This window comes from Herbiconiux sp. UC225_62 (assembly GCF_042694625.1).
Classification (GTDB): Bacteria; Actinomycetota; Actinomycetes; order Actinomycetales; family Microbacteriaceae; genus Herbiconiux.
On the sequence record NZ_CP170551.1, the window covers coordinates 2629625 to 2643750 of the forward strand.

Consider the following 14126-nt stretch of genomic DNA (forward strand, 5'->3'; position numbering starts at 1 on the left):
TACGGCGGGTTGCTGCGGCCCAGTCACTCGGGGGTGGTGATGAGCTGGATGTTCGCCACGGGCACCGTCCGCTCGATGCCGGCTCTCACGTCGACACAGCGCAGGCGCCCGTTCGAGAGGCTGAGCGGGGTGACGTCGAGACGCACGCTGCTGCCGTCCGGCATCCGCACCTCGATGGTCACGGGGGTGCGTGAGCGAACCGCCTTGTCGAGCTGACGGGCGACCCAGGCGCTCTCGTCGGCCGGGGCCGAGCGGGCCGAGGACTCACGGAGGCGCTGCACGAACTCGGCGACGGCGGCTGGAGCGGAAGCGCGGGAGCCGTTCGGATTCGCCGCCGGAGCGGACGGCGCCGTGGCGACGCGGGCACGACGCATGACTAATTCACGGCCCTCGGCGTCTTCGGCGAGCACCGGATAGCGCGCGTCGACCAGCAGCCAGTAGGCGGCCGTGGCGTCGACGCGGCTGGAGAGCGGTCCGTCCTCGTCGCGGCGCAGGCCCAGGGGGGCGAGTGATTGGTCGACGGCGATCGCGCCGAGGAGGGCCCGATCGGTCGTGCGGATGAGGGTGCGGGAGCCGTAGGGCGACGAGGTGGGCGCACTGCCGTCGGTGACGGGGGCCTCGCCGAGGCGGCGGACGCGCACCAGTCCGTGCCGTCGCCCGCCTTCGGCGAGCAGGTAGTCGAGCGCCTGCGGGAGGCCGGTGAGCGAGGTGGCGGCGAGGAACTCGCGCAGGCTCGCCTCGGTCTCGCCGGACGCGAGCGCACGGTCGATCGTCGGCTGCGAGATGCGGTAGGTCGAGGCGACGCCGCGGTTCTCGAGATCGGCGAGCAGACGGATGCGCGCGTCGACGGGGGGTACGAGCGGGCCTGGCGCGATGACGGAGAGGTCGTGCTGCAGGTAGACCTGGGCTACCTCGGGCGGTAGGGCGGCGGCGAGCGCGTCGAGATCGGCGCCACTCGGGGTCGGCTCGGCCGTCGCGGTTGTGGAGCTCGCGGGGCTGGGGGTTGCCGGTGGGGTGCTCGGCGCGGAGATGCTGGCCGGTGGGGCGGCGCCGGCGGCGCCGTCGGCCGGCGGAACGGCCGCAGGGGGTGCGCTCGCCGCGAGGGCGGCTCGACCGAAGAGGGTGCTGCGGCCGTCGACGGTGAGGCCGAGCAGTTCGGCGACCGCGTCGACCTGCCCGAGTCCGGCTCGCATGGCGTCGTCGGCCGCAGGGAACAGGTCGTCGTAGGTGGCGCGGAGACCCGCGCCGCTGGTCCATTCGGGCGCTGCCTCCGGCGGGCTCGAAGCATCCGTCGAGGCCACGTGGAGTGCGCGGCGCACCGGGGCGTCGAGGCTGCTGATCCAGGCGGTGGCCAGGGAGAGCCACCGCTCGGCGCTGGAAAGCCGGCTCCACTCGTCTGCGCGCGTGGTGGAGAGCAAGGTGTCGGCATCGACCGTGACGAGCCGGGCGGCCGTGGCCACGTCGACGAGCGCGCCGATCGTGGCGGGCTCGACGGCGAGCAGCGCGCCGAGCCGCTTCTCCTCCCCGGCGGAGAGGCCGCCGCGGGCGAGCAGCCGCATGGGGGCGGCGCGGAGCTGCTGGCCGAGTTCCGAGATGGCGGAGAGGGCGATGAAGGCCCGCTCGCTCGCCAGGGCGTCGGCCGAGGGGGCCGGGATCGCGGGAGCCGCTCCCGTGGACTCGGCGGGCGACGCATCCGGGGAGCCAGCATCCGGCGAGGACTCCTGAGGCGTCGTGGAGGAGAGGAAGGGTTCTCGGGATGCCGCCTCGGCGAGCACCGTCGCGGCCACCTCGGCGACCGCGGAGTAGGCGCGGAAGCCGCGAGGCGCATCCGGCGCCGACTCGGCCAGCCCGAGGTCGATCAGCGCCTCGGCGCCGGTGCCCGGAGCATCCGTCTCTGCAGAGGTGGAGTCGGCCAGTGCCTCGATCGTCGCGCGGTCGAGTGGGCGCAGCGCCTGACGGATGGAGGCGGGGTCGAGCAGGGCGTCGGCGAGGTCGAAGAAGTCGCGCACGTCGCGCGCCCCGACGTGCCGGATCACCAGAAGAGCGGTTAGCGCGTCGTCATCGAGGGCGCTGAGCCGCCGGGCGAGGGGGAGCGAATCGCTCATCGACTCCCGCGAGCGTCGCGCAGCCGTCGACGCGTGCTGAGGACGAGCAGGATGATCATGAGCACGAGCCCGATCGGCAGGCCGATGAGCGGCAGGAAGATGATGGTGGGCCAGACGCCCGAACCGAAGTCGCGCACCCCGAGCAGGGTGCCGATGATGACGGCCAGGAACGCGAGCACCGACAGGCCGATGGTGGCCGCGACCATGAACGCCAGCGACCGCTCCGCACGGCTCGTCGGCGTCTTCTCTTCTTCACTCACGTCACTAAGGATACGTGCACCGGTAGGCTGGTCAGTGGCCACGAGAGGTATTCGGGCCGATTACACGAGGAGATTCACGATGCCCACCGGCAAGGTCAAGTTCTACGACGACGAGAAGGGCTTCGGCTTCATCAGTTCCGATGACGGCCAGGAAGTGTTCCTGCACGCGTCAGCCCTGCCCGCGGGTGTCACGGTGAAGGCGGGCTCGAAGCTCGAGTTCGGCATCGCCGACGGCAAGCGCGGCGCACAGGCGCTCTCGGTGCGGGTGCTCGAGGCGCCCCCGAGCCTGCAGAAGCTGGCGCGCAAGCCGGCCGACGACATGGCGGTGATCATCGAAGACCTGGTGAAGGTGCTCGATTCGATCGGCGGTAACCTCAAGCGCGGTCGCTACCCCGACAACGCGCACAGTCGCAAGATCGCGGCTCTGCTCCGCAAGGTCGCCGACGAGCTGGACGCCTAGTGGCGTCCGACGACTCCGTCGACTTCGTGGAGGATCCCTCCTCCGATGCGCCGGTCGACGAGACCGTGAACGCGTCCGGCGAGGGCCAGGATGACGCGGCGGAGGCTCTGGGCGAGCCTGCCGAGAAACCGGCCCCGGTCGTCGACGAGGTGCTGCTGGCATCCGTCGATCTGGCGCGCGCCGCTCTGCTCGAGATCACGCCCGCGGCATCCATCGGCGATGTCGTCGGTTCGATCGCCGACGAAGACCACGTGCTGAGCCTGCACTTCGAGTCGAAGCTCGCGGGGTACCCGGGCTGGCACTGGACCGTCACGGTGTCGCGCGTCGACGAGTCCTCCGAGCCGACCGTGCTCGAGATCGAGATGCTGCCGGGTGAGAACGCACTCATCGCGCCCGACTGGGTGCCGTGGTCTGAGCGTCTGGCCGAGTACACGCTCGCCCAGGAGCTCGCCGAGGCCACCGCCGCCGACGGCGAGTCGGATGACGACGACCTCGATGACGACGACTCCGACGACCCCGACGCCGATGAGGACGACGACCACGACCTCGACGACGGTCTCGACCTCGACGACGGCATCGACATCGACGACCACGTGACCGACGACGACGAGCTCGAGGCCGCCGCCGAGGCCGAGGAATCGGCCGCCGACGACGAGCCCGAGGGCGACGACGAGCCCGACGATGACGAGTCGGACGATGACCTCGACGACGACCCGCACGCCGAAGGCCCCTGGTCGAGTCGCTGACCGTTCGGAAACGCAAACGTCGCTCGATCCGACGCCCCTATGGGCGCGGTGCGAGCGACGTTTGCGTTTCTCGACGCGACCAGGTCAGTCGGCCAGGTGCTCCACCACGTACTCGATCGAGGAGATGAGCGCCCGCACGTCGTCGGGCTCGATCGACACGAAGGTCGCGACACGGAGCTGGTTGCGGCCGAGCTTGCGGTAGGGCTCGGTGTCGACGATGCCGTTCGCCCGGAGGGCCTTGGCGACCGCCGCGGCATCCACCGTGTCGTCGAAGTCGATGGTGACGACCACCTGTGAGCGGTGTGCCGGATCGGCCACGAACGGCGTCGCGTACGAGACACCCGATGCCCAGTCGTAGAGCGCCGACGACGACTCGGCGGTGCGCGCCGAGGCCCAGTCGAGCCCGCCGTTGCCGTTGATCCAGTCGATCTGGTTCTCCAGCAGCACCAGGGTCGCGATGGCCGGGGTGTTGAGCGTCTGGTTGAGACGCGAGTTGTCGACCGCGTTCTTCAGGCTGAGGAACTCCGGAATGTAACGACCGGATGCGGCGACCCGCTCCACCCGCTCGAGCGCGGACGGGGAGAAGAGGGCGAACCACAGGCCACCGTCGCTGGCGAAGTTCTTCTGCGGGGCGAAGTAGTAGACATCCGCCTCGGAGGCATCGAAGGAGACTCCTCCGGCGGCGCTCGTGGCGTCGACCACGGTGAGTGCGCCGGCGTCGCCGTGCACGCGCGTGACCGGGGCCATGACGCCCGTGCTCGTCTCGTTGTGGGGCCAGGCGTAGACGTCGACGCCCTCGATGACCTCGACCGAACCGCGGCTGCCCGCCTCCGACTTCACGACGTGCGGCGCTTCGAGCCACGGGGCGGCGGCCGCAGCCGCGAACTTCGATCCGAACTCGCCGAAGGAGAGGTTCTCGGCGCGCTTCTCGATCAGGCCGAACGCCGCGGCGTCCCAGAATGCGGTCGAGCCGCCGTTGCCGAGCACGACCTCGTAGCCCTCGGGAAGGGAGAACAGCGTCGAGAGACCGGATCGGACCGAGCCCACCAGGTTCTTCACGGGCGCCTGGCGGTGGCTCGTGCCGAGCAGGGAGGCGCCGCGCGTCACCAGGTCTTCGAGCTGTGCGGCCCGGACCTTGGAGGGCCCGCAGCCGAAACGGCCGTCGGTGGGCAGGCGATCGGTGGGAATCTGGATCTCGGCCATGGGGTCAATAGTATCGACGCGCAAGGGCCCGGGTCGCACGCCGAAACAGTAGGCTGGGTTAGGTACGCCTCACAAGGCCTAGGAGCATTCATTGGCAGATCTCATCGACACCACCGAGATGTATCTCCGCACGATCCTCGAGCTCGAGGAGGAGAACATCAATCCTCTTCGTGCCCGCATCTCGGAGCGTCTCGGCCACTCGGGCCCCACCGTGTCGCAGACGGTGGGCCGGATGGAGCGCGACGGCCTCGTCGTGGTGTCGCTCGACCGCCATCTCGAGCTCACCGAGGTCGGCCGTCGCAAGGCCATCTCCGTGATGCGCAAGCACCGCCTCGCGGAGCGTCTCCTGAGCGATGTGATCGGCCTCGAGTGGGAGCTCGTGCACGAGGAGGCATGTCGCTGGGAGCATGTGATGAGCGAGCAGGTGGAGCGTCGCATCCTCGACATGCTCGATCACCCGACGGAGTCGCCCTACGGCAACCCGATCCCGGGTCTCGACGCCTTCGGCGAGGCCGCGGCCATCCCGTTCACCAAGGGCGTGGTGAACATCGTGACCCTGGTGCACGGCGCCGTCGGACCGCAGACCAAGACCATCCGCCGTCTCGGCGAACCCGCTCAGGTCGATCCCGAACTCCTGCTGCAACTGAAGCAGTCGGGCATCGTTCCCGGGGCGACGGCCGCGTTCACCTCGGTCGGTTCCTACGTTCTAGTCGAGGTTGAAGGTTTCGCTGAAGGGCTCGAACTGCCCAATGAGGTCGCGAGCCATATATTCGTTGGTATCTAAATCCTTCGAGCGGATGCAGCGTTACGGAATTGTTAAAAAAGGCGGGTTGCGAAGTGACAAAGCCCGAACCCTCCCGTATTCTCTAACGAGTCCCAGCACCACCTGACGGTCGGGGACGCGGGCCAAGACACCTCGATTCCCGTCTCTTGGTCATTGACTACGCACGCAATTCGGTGTGGACGGGAGCAGTGCCCTAGCTGCGAGAGGTGCCGGAGGATTATATTTTGGCCCCATATGGTGAGTCGCTCGATTCCGAGCGAAACCCCGAAAACCCGAATAGACCCGAGACACCTTCCGCTTCAGACGCCCCTCAGCCGCTTTCGCGGCGGGAGTGGCGTGAGGCCGAGGCTCGTGCTCGTGAGGCAGCGGCGTCGGCGACGACGGAGCCGATCACGCCTGGCACAGACCTCGTCCTGGCGAAGGTTGCTCTGCCCCAGGCGTCTGCGCCCGGCGACATCGCCCGTGCCCCCGAGGCGGCGAAGGCCTTGGAGCTCGCCCTGCCCCAGGCTGCTGTGGTCGCGAAGGCGTCCGCGGTGCCGGAGAAGCGCGGTCCCGGCATCCGGGTTCCCCGATTCAAGAAGCCCACGAAGAAGGGCGCCGTCAGCGTGGTCGTGATGACCTTCGCGGCCGCCCTCGTCGCCACCATGGCGCTTCCGGCCTATGCTTTCGGCGGCGGTGGCAACTTCGACAACGGAGTCGCGACGGATGCCTCGCTCAGCGGCGCGCAGACGCTCGAGGTGCCCGACGCCTCGGCTGCCCTCGCGATCAGCCGCGACAACTACAAGGCTCCCACCACCGAAGAGCTCGCCGCCGCCCGTGAGGCCGCCGCAGCCGCGGTGGCCGCCACCGAGGCCGCGAACCGCGCCGCCGACGCCGCCGCGTCCACGGCCGCCAAGGGTGCCACCGCGACCTCCGGTGCGTTCACGGTCAACCCGCCCTCGGGTTCCTACAGCGGTGCTGCCATCGTGGCGTTCGCCGAGCAGTTCGTCGGCGTCGTACCCTACGGCAGCGGCGCCAGCCCCGACACGAGCTTCGGCTGCGACGGGCTCACCCAGTACGTCTTCGGCGCGTTCGGCATCTACCTGCCGCGCACGGTGAGCAACCAGGCCGCCATGGGCATCCCGATCGCTCCCGAAGATGCGCAGGCCGGAGACCTCATGGTCTACCCGATCGGTCACATCGGCATCTACGCCGGCGACGGCACGATGATCGACTCGCCCGACTGGGGTCGTTACGTCGAGCACCGCCCGGTCTGGGGAAGCTACTACTTCGTGCGGATCGTCGCCTAGGGCGTGTAAACACTTCGTTACCGACACATGAATCGGCGTGCCACGAATATGTGGCACGCCGATTGTGTCGTAACCTGTTGCTCTGATCGTCCTCGAGATCTGGAGAGCCTGATGACACAGGGTAGGAGCATCCGCACCACGGATCGCCTCCTGCTGCTCGTGCGCAGGCACACGAGTGGACTGAGTCAGAGCCAGATACTGGTCTCTGCGAGTAAGGCGCTGTCATTGTGACGGCGCCTTTTTTGTTGCCCGTTCGTCTCCCGATCCCGTCGTCGACATGTGAATCATCGAACACCTGGAAGCCGTCCAGGTCTCTTCGAAAGGGAGAGCATGCGAACACTGGTACTCAACGCAGGATATGAACCGCTCGGAGTCGTCTCGTTCAAGCGGGCGCTCGTCCTCGTCCTGAACGAGAAGGCGCGCGTCCTGGCGAGCGACGACGAGCATCCGGTCTTCGGCACCTCGGGTGCCTACGAACGACCGGCGGTCATCCTGCTCACCCGTTACGTGCGGGTGCCCATGAACCGGATGATGCCGGTCTCCCGCCGCGGGGTGCTACGCCGCGACAATCAGCGCTGTGGCTACTGCGGTTCGTCGGCCACCACGATCGACCACGTGCAGCCGCGCTCCCGAGGGGGCAAGGACACCTGGGAGAACCTGGTGGCCTGCTGCCTGCGCTGCAACAACGTGAAAGGCGATCGCACGCCGGCCGAGATGGGCTGGTCGTTGCGTTTCTCGCCCCGGATGCCGCACCAGGCCGGCTGGTCGATCAAGGGCGCCGAGAAGGCCGAGCCGCAATGGGAGACGTTCCTCGCCGCGGCGGCGTGACGGGCACCCGCTAAACTCGTCAGGTCAGCCTCTGTAGCTCAATGGAAGAGCGACTCCGTCCTAAGGAGCAGGTTGGGGGTTCGAGTCCCTCCAGGGGCACCGTTTTGTGAGGTGCTCAGATCCGCGTGATTCCGCGGATCTGAAGCCATCTGCTCTCGCTTCGAACTCGCGTTTGCCCACACTTTTCTCTTCTGGTGAGCGCGTTCGTGCCGAAATCGTACCGGTACCGGTGCGGTTTCGGCGGCGAAGGAGCGCAAGGCGATGAGCCCTCGGATCCGTGGGGGATCGGGCTCGCGAAAGCGGCTACGTCGATGTCTTGCGTGAACCGTCTGCCGCTAGTCCGAATGAGCAGCGCGTTCCCGCCGAGAAGGAATCGACACAGTGCGACTGCGGCTCCGGAGCGAACACCCGCCTAGGAATCGTGAAGATGCACGTCATCTGACGATGCGACAGGTGTCACGTCCACGCCGTCACTAGCCGTGCGACTTTTCGTCCAACAAAGCGTTGGTTGCGCGGCAGAGAAGCGCTTGTTTCCGCGGATCCTTCGCCACCCAGCGGACGCCTGACGAGTTCTCGCACAGACACTCCTGCGCCCCGGCAGGCCGGAGGTGGCGGCTGGCACAGTTGTCGTGACTCGCATCCGCGGGTCGTCGGACCGGCATCACCTCGTAGATGGAGGAAGTGAGATGGACGAAGAACAGCGAGCCGCGCACGACGAGCGCATGGCGTCTTATGCGGCGACCACCGCAGTTGCGCATTCACAGCAAGCGATCGCGCAGAGCCACACCGCCGCGACCGAGTTGTCGGGACGGCGCTTCGAGGCGGAGAGAGCGGATGCGCGGCGTCACGCCGACGTGTTCGATGCCCTTGCCATGAATCGCGCTTTGCGCGTTGCCGAACTGAGCAACGCTTTCAGCGCATCGTCAACACATCGAAATGGAGAGAAGAATGTCTGAGATCACGCAGTACCAGCCCGACCGTCCGTCCGATTCTTTGCTCGCCCGCATTCCGGGAACCACGGCCTGGACTCACCGTCGGGAAGACATCGAGCGCGAGCGCGGGTACGAGGTGCAGGTGCGGGATGCGGCCCATCGCGGCGCTCTCGAGCACCAGCGCATCGCCGACGCCGCCTCGCACGGCCGCTCGTCGGTCGCCGCGGCGGGAGCCATTGCTGAAACCACCATCCAGGTCAACACGGCCGTGGGGGCGATCGCCTCGGCAGCACACAGCGCTGCCGACCCGGTGACGCAGCTCCTGATCGTCGATGCCGTTGCGGTTCTCGCTCCGCAGATCAATGCTGTTGCGGGTAGCCACATCTCCGGTCTTCGCCGGTGACCGACCCTGCTTCAACCGCCGACCCGCGGCTGCACGCACGCGTGCGTGCAGCCGAGGGCGACTTATGGTTGTCGGCCGCACGCTCGGGCACGGTGATCGCAGGAATCGCGCATCGTAGCCACGCGGCCCGCTCGTACGAGGCCTACATCGCCGCAATCCGGTCCGCCCACAGTGGGACCGATGACCCGAAGGAGCACCGATGAGCGACCGTGACGCACTCGCATCCGCCTTCGCCGCACGTTACACCACATCAGGAACGACACACGGGCTGGCCACCGATCACACAGAAAACGCCCTCGCGGCGATCTGCGACAACCTGAACGCAGCATCCGGAGCCGCAGTACGCGAAGCCTGGTGGCGGCGCGGAGGCGAACTGTTCCAATCCCTTCTCCTTGCGGCGCGCCGCGCGACGCATCCCCTCCCGATCGAGGCGACGCAGGCGCGCCAGTCGCTGACGGCGACCGGCCGCGCGGGAGTCAGTACATGGACGTTTGCACCGGTCGACGTCGTCGGCGCGCTGGAAATGGTGGACCACGCCGAGTCACAGATCCCAACCGACCATCCCATGGCGGAGGCGGTCGCGATGCACCTCGCTGAGGTGCGCCGAGGCTGGCAGCATCTTGGCGCATTGCACGACCAGTCGATCGCGGACGACGAACTGGCGCACGTATGGTCAGCGCGTTGGCCCACGCCTGACGGCACCGAGCTCGCGGCGGCCATTGAGGTGCTCGACCGCCACACGATGGTCCACAGCGACCGCCCGGCACCGCCTCGCACGGAGATCCTTGAACGCTTCGCCGCCGCCCTCGCGTCGGTCGCCCCGGAGTGGAAAGTCGAAGAACGTGCGAATGGCGCCGCCATCGCCTCGACTTCACATGAACGCAGGGTGCTTTACGTCGACCCGACACGCGTGGACAGCGAGCAGTCGCTCGAGCGTCTCATCGTCCACGAGGTCTTCGGCCACGTAGCTCGAGGACGTCGCGCCTTGGGGCGTCCCGACATGCTCGCTTCAGTGGCCTTGGGTGCGGACGCGCCGGAGATCGAAGAGGCGATGGCGATACTGGCCGAACAACGTCATGGTGTCCATCGACCAGCCGTGGAGCGCCGGTACGCCGCGCGCTTGATCGCCGTCGAGATCGCGAATCGTGCGGGTATCGACGCGGTGCACGAGGAGCTGCTGCGCTGGGTGAGCCCGTCCGAGGCGGCCGCGATCGCGGTGCGGGTCAAACGAGGGCTCAGGCACCCTGACCAGCCCGGCGCCTACTCCAAGGACGTGATCTATCGCCGTGGCACGGCGTCGCTTGAGCGACATCTGGCACTGCATCCGGGGGACCTAGCGGTGCTCCAGGCGACGAAATGGGGGCTCGGAACCTCGCGGCGCTTCGGCGGGCTCTTCCTTGAGACCGGTAACCGGCCGTGAGCCCCCACGAGCTGGAGGCGCAGGCGCGTCGTGCGCTGCTGGACGTAGGCGTCATCACGCAAGAGGCGATCGAGTTAGTGGCGATTCATCCTGAGCGGTTCGAACAGATAATGGCAACAGCGCTGCAGGCAATCCAACGTCGCAATGGTGAGACGAATGTCTGATCTAGCGGATGATCTCATGCGCCTTCGTGCCGCTGCAGATGCAACGGTGGGTCGCCGCTGGAGGCGTCGGGGAACCGCCATCGTGCTTCTGTCCCTGCTTGCGATCGGCCTGGCGGCACCGGCTTTCTCCCCCATCGCAGCATTTCCCGCCACCTCATGGGCGTTGAGCTACCTGCACTACCCGGAGGGGAAGGTCCCTGGGGACATGGACAGCGCCACGCCGATGCCCGACGGTACGGGAGCCATCGCGACTGCGTGGTCCGTCGTCGGGCGTGACGGCACATTCCTCATCGTGAAGATCGAGGCGACGACCGCACTGGATGTCGTGCCAGACACCTCGGTCATTGCGCGGTGGAAGCTCGAGCCGCCAGGCGTCACGACGACTCAGACCACCCGAACCGATGAAGCGTCACCCAGGTGGGAGGTCAATTCAACGGACAGTGTCGTGGGTGTCGTCAGCGGCAAAGCGTTGATGATCGGACCGTCGCAACAGTGCGGGCGGCGGACGATCATTGGTGCCAGCGGCTCCTACTGCGTGATCACCGCTGCGATCTTCATCGGAAAGACTGCACCACTGCCAGACAGTATTGTGCTCACCGATGTTGCCTCAGGTACGCCAATGTTTGAGGTATTGCTCGAACGCGACGCCTATCGGATCGACCCTTGCCAAGTAGGTAGGTGTGGGACATTCACGACGGTTCCGTGAGCCACGGCGAAGCGCTGGACACCAGCCGGGTCACTGCGGAGCCGAACTGGTGCACCACTGCTTTGTCATCTTTGCGGGGAGGCATGGCGAACCGGTCATCCCATATGGACGTCGCGGTCCATCCGGCAGCTTCCTGCGCGCGATTCCACGGCACGGCATGACGTCCGCGGCGGGAAGTAGCAGCGAAGATCTGGTCTGCGTATCTCCCCACGGTTGATTTCTCGTCCAAGGCACGCAGGTTGTCGCGGAGCTGCTGGGGGGAAACCTGACCGACCTCGCGCCCGTGTGCAAGAACGTGTGCCACTTCCGCAGCAACCCGCACGTCCAGATCGCCGACGGTCGGATGCCACAGATATTCGAGCTCCTCTTCGGGGGTGATGTACGCGTCGCCCCAATGAATGTATGTGGGCTGGATCTCGATGGTCATGAGCCTGGCGCGAGGTCGAGCCGCGTCTTTCATGACCTCGGCTGCGCGCTGGGCCCAGGCAGCCGTTTGGCTCGATGAGACATTCCCACTCAAGGTATTTCCCCGTGACCGGGCTTCCCACGTTGCAGCCGAGCCTGACCCGTCCGCTGGCCGGAGGAACACGATGAGCACGGAGGGGTCGTCAAGCAGTTCGCGTGCCGGCGCCGTTAGTTCGAGGTCACCGTTAATTTCTTGAAGTAGGTAGTTGACGTTCGCGTGAATGAGCATCACGTGGTCTCGCTTCTGGGCGAGCATGCGGGCGCGACGCCACGTATTGTCGCGCCCACCATCGAGCACGTCGTCGCTCTGGCTGTTGATCGGCCGCACACCCGTAAGCGTCGCCTGAATGGTTCGGAAACCAACGCTCTCCCACCCAAGCGCCTCGCCGATGAGGCTAGCCACCGGCACTGGCCGCACACTCGATGGACCCGCAATGACTACGAGACGGATGTCGTCATCGATGCACCGCTGTCCACGAGCGGGCTCGGGCCGACTCCACGACGCCTGCTGAGTAAAGATGTGGCGCAAGGACGACCCGTCGCTGTGCCGAAGTAGGGCTCGGAAACTCCGGCCATAGCCTCCGTATGGGCTGAGATCGGCGCGGGGGTAGAGGCTCTGCATTCGGGCGAGAAGTTCGAGGCGCTCGAGACGAAAGGATTTCCACTCGGATTGGTTGCCTGCGAACTGCTCGGGTACTTTGTTGAGCGACCAGATCTTCGGCACATACCCGCGTATCCGTTCACGGGAATACTTACGTGGCGGGTTCTCCCACCACGCAGCGGCGGGATAGGTATCAGATTCGCGACCGCGGCCAGGGCCGTACCAGCGCATGAACTCCACCCCGTGGTAACCGACGTGCGGGAAGAGCCAACCCATCGGCACGTCGAACAGGCGGGCTCGCCACCGGCCGTAAGGACTGGCTCCGTCGGGGAGTGAGTGGTCGCCGTGACTGGAGTTGAGTACCGAGCGGGTGATGTCCGTGATCGTAGGGCGCCTATTACCAACCGAGCCGAGCGCAGAATCGAGGCGGTCGTGTAGGTCAAGCATCGACACGTGCGCTACGTCGAAAGGATCAGGCGGAGCAATCTGCTCAAGACGGCGCCCACAAAGGTCGGCCACCTGTTCAGCGACGGAGTAGCCCAGCGTTTCGGAGACCTTAAATAGGATGTCGATCATCGGGAGTCGGCTGCTATCCGGCTGACCGCCAATAGTCGACAGGGCGATATCCACATCCTTGCACCAGGCCGAGCGCGACGGCCAGCCGCTCACTAGAGCATCGTGCTCGATTCGGTCGAGCCACTTCTGACCGCCTTCTGGCGTCAATCGGTGCCGCACATCCTGCTCGTCGGTATCGTTCACAGCTCCCCCAAGCTCACTCCCCGCGACATCTCGCTGTGAGCATTCAATCGCACGTGCGGCCCTTCAGTCACGGCGACCGGAATCTCGCACCCCAATCGGCGGTGTTTGACCCTCTTCAGGCGAGATCGAAGCCCACTCTGCGAGATGTCGCACGCTAACTGATTTATTGGATGATGTCGGAACGCGTCGCTCTACGGTGGATTAACAACCCGAAGGGAGCAGCACATGTTTTCCGATCTCCCACCGAATCTGGTCGGTTCGCCTCCTCCTCACTCGGAGGTGCGCATGATCAAGGAAGCCGAGAAGGAGCGTCGCCGGCGCGAGGAGGAGCGCCGTCGAGCGATCGAGGCCGATCTTCGCCTGAAGAACCTTCAGACGCAACAGATCAAGAAGTAACGCGACGATCTATCTCAACAATAAAGTGGGCGCCGAGCACAGGCTCGGTGCCCACTTTTTGTTCTGCGCAGACACGCTGGCGCTGCTTGTGGATCAGCTTGGCCTGAAGTGATCGAGCGAGGCTCGCTAGCTGCATCGTTGTTAGTGCCAAGTGGTTCCTTGCCAGTGTTGGAGTGCCTTATGAAGCGAGGCGCTCTTCGAGAAATGTCACGAGCGTCTTCATGCCATCGGGCTTTGCGAGTAGCTTCAGGGCCTGCTTCCGAAGTCGAGGTGAGCGTGCGGCGACCATGCGAACTGCCCTGCCGAGCGCAGCTGCCACGTATCCGGGTGCAACCTCTGCGAGAGGCGCTCGGCCGGAGTCGAAGCCGTAGCGCGTGGCATAGGGGGAGAGCGCCTGCGCGAGCTCCTCGACATCGACATCTAAATTCTCGACCGCGGCGGACAGAACGCCGGCAAGATGGTCGGAATCCAGAAATGACGCAGCGAGGTCGGCGGCTGTGCGCACCACTGTGGTTACCGGAAGCCCATCGACCACGGTCACATCGTCGTCGCTCAACTCGGCACGGTGGAATCGGAGGTCCGGCAGCGTGCTCTGGCGGCGCACC

The 14126-nt window shown here is 66.4% G+C and carries 15 protein-coding genes and 1 tRNA gene; 11 read left to right on the plus strand and 5 right to left on the minus strand.

The genetic code is table 11. The annotated features are described in order from the left end of the window. Window positions 1–23: 23 nt before the first annotated feature. Both ACFJGU_RS12835 and ACFJGU_RS12840 read right to left on the minus strand, forming a co-directional pair. Window positions 24–2105, minus strand: coding sequence for a helicase-associated domain-containing protein (locus tag ACFJGU_RS12835; protein ID WP_382303896.1), 2082 nt, complete (start codon window positions 2103–2105; stop codon window positions 24–26). After that, window positions 2102–2365 (minus strand): hypothetical protein, encoded by a 264-nt coding sequence (locus tag ACFJGU_RS12840; RefSeq protein WP_092547623.1) that lies wholly within the window; start codon window positions 2363–2365, stop codon window positions 2102–2104. Before ACFJGU_RS12840 ends, ACFJGU_RS12835 begins: the two co-directional genes overlap by 4 nt. Before the next feature lie 79 nt (window positions 2366–2444). Between ACFJGU_RS12840 and ACFJGU_RS12845 the strand changes: the two genes are divergently transcribed. Both ACFJGU_RS12845 and ACFJGU_RS12850 read left to right on the plus strand, forming a co-directional pair. After that, window positions 2445–2825, plus strand: a complete 381-nt coding sequence (locus ACFJGU_RS12845) for a cold-shock protein (protein ID WP_092547621.1) — start codon at window positions 2445–2447, stop codon at window positions 2823–2825. Then, window positions 2825–3571: a DUF3027 domain-containing protein gene (locus ACFJGU_RS12850; protein ID WP_382303897.1), complete on the plus strand. Its 747-nt coding sequence runs from the start codon at window positions 2825–2827 to the stop codon at window positions 3569–3571. The genes ACFJGU_RS12845 and ACFJGU_RS12850 overlap by 1 nt, the downstream gene beginning before the upstream one ends. An 84-nt stretch (window positions 3572–3655) precedes the next feature. Here the strand turns inward: ACFJGU_RS12850 and serC are convergent, their stop codons facing one another. Next, on the minus strand, window positions 3656–4774 hold the full coding sequence (serC, locus tag ACFJGU_RS12855; protein ID WP_382303898.1) for a phosphoserine transaminase: 1119 nt from the start codon (window positions 4772–4774) through the stop codon (window positions 3656–3658). A gap of 91 nt (window positions 4775–4865) precedes the next feature. Between serC and ACFJGU_RS12860 the strand changes: the two genes are divergently transcribed. From ACFJGU_RS12860 to ACFJGU_RS12900, 9 genes are all read left to right on the plus strand, one after another. Beyond that, window positions 4866–5558, plus strand: a complete 693-nt coding sequence (locus ACFJGU_RS12860; protein WP_382303899.1) for a metal-dependent transcriptional regulator — start codon at window positions 4866–4868, stop codon at window positions 5556–5558. A 485-nt stretch (window positions 5559–6043) separates the two neighbouring features. Beyond that, complete coding sequence (locus tag ACFJGU_RS12865; RefSeq protein ID WP_382303900.1) at window positions 6044–6847, plus strand: C40 family peptidase; 804 nt, start codon at window positions 6044–6046, stop codon at window positions 6845–6847. 330 nt (window positions 6848–7177) lie between these two features. Next, window positions 7178–7675 (plus strand): HNH endonuclease, encoded by a 498-nt coding sequence (locus ACFJGU_RS12870; protein ID WP_382303901.1) that lies wholly within the window; start codon window positions 7178–7180, stop codon window positions 7673–7675. A gap of 27 nt (window positions 7676–7702) precedes the next feature. Then, a tRNA-Arg gene (locus ACFJGU_RS12875) sits at window positions 7703–7774 on the plus strand. Between the two features lie 587 nt (window positions 7775–8361). Continuing rightward, the gene (locus ACFJGU_RS12880; protein WP_382303902.1) at window positions 8362–8631 is read left to right on the plus strand and encodes a hypothetical protein; all 270 of its coding nucleotides are present in this window, start codon (window positions 8362–8364) and stop codon (window positions 8629–8631) included. Next, window positions 8624–9010, plus strand: coding sequence for a hypothetical protein (locus ACFJGU_RS12885; RefSeq protein ID WP_382303903.1), 387 nt, complete (start codon window positions 8624–8626; stop codon window positions 9008–9010). The genes ACFJGU_RS12880 and ACFJGU_RS12885 overlap by 8 nt, the downstream gene beginning before the upstream one ends. 199 nt (window positions 9011–9209) lie before the next feature. After that, a complete protein-coding gene (locus tag ACFJGU_RS12890; protein WP_382303904.1) occupies window positions 9210–10430 on the plus strand; it encodes a tyrosine/phenylalanine carboxypeptidase domain-containing protein in 1221 nt (406 codons plus the stop codon). Next, complete coding sequence (locus ACFJGU_RS12895; protein WP_382303905.1) at window positions 10427–10594, plus strand: hypothetical protein; 168 nt, start codon at window positions 10427–10429, stop codon at window positions 10592–10594. Before ACFJGU_RS12890 ends, ACFJGU_RS12895 begins: the two co-directional genes overlap by 4 nt. Before the next feature lie 82 nt (window positions 10595–10676). Next, window positions 10677–11300, plus strand: a complete 624-nt coding sequence (locus tag ACFJGU_RS12900; protein ID WP_382303906.1) for a hypothetical protein — start codon at window positions 10677–10679, stop codon at window positions 11298–11300. Here the strand turns inward: ACFJGU_RS12900 and ACFJGU_RS12905 are convergent. After that, complete coding sequence (locus tag ACFJGU_RS12905; RefSeq protein WP_382303907.1) at window positions 11284–13125, minus strand: hypothetical protein; 1842 nt, start codon at window positions 13123–13125, stop codon at window positions 11284–11286. The two genes, ACFJGU_RS12900 and ACFJGU_RS12905, sit on opposite strands and share 17 nt — an antisense overlap. A 574-nt stretch (window positions 13126–13699) precedes the next feature. Beyond that, on the minus strand, window positions 13700–14077 hold the full coding sequence (locus ACFJGU_RS12910; protein WP_382303908.1) for a hypothetical protein: 378 nt from the start codon (window positions 14075–14077) through the stop codon (window positions 13700–13702). Window positions 14078–14126 lie beyond the last annotated feature (49 nt).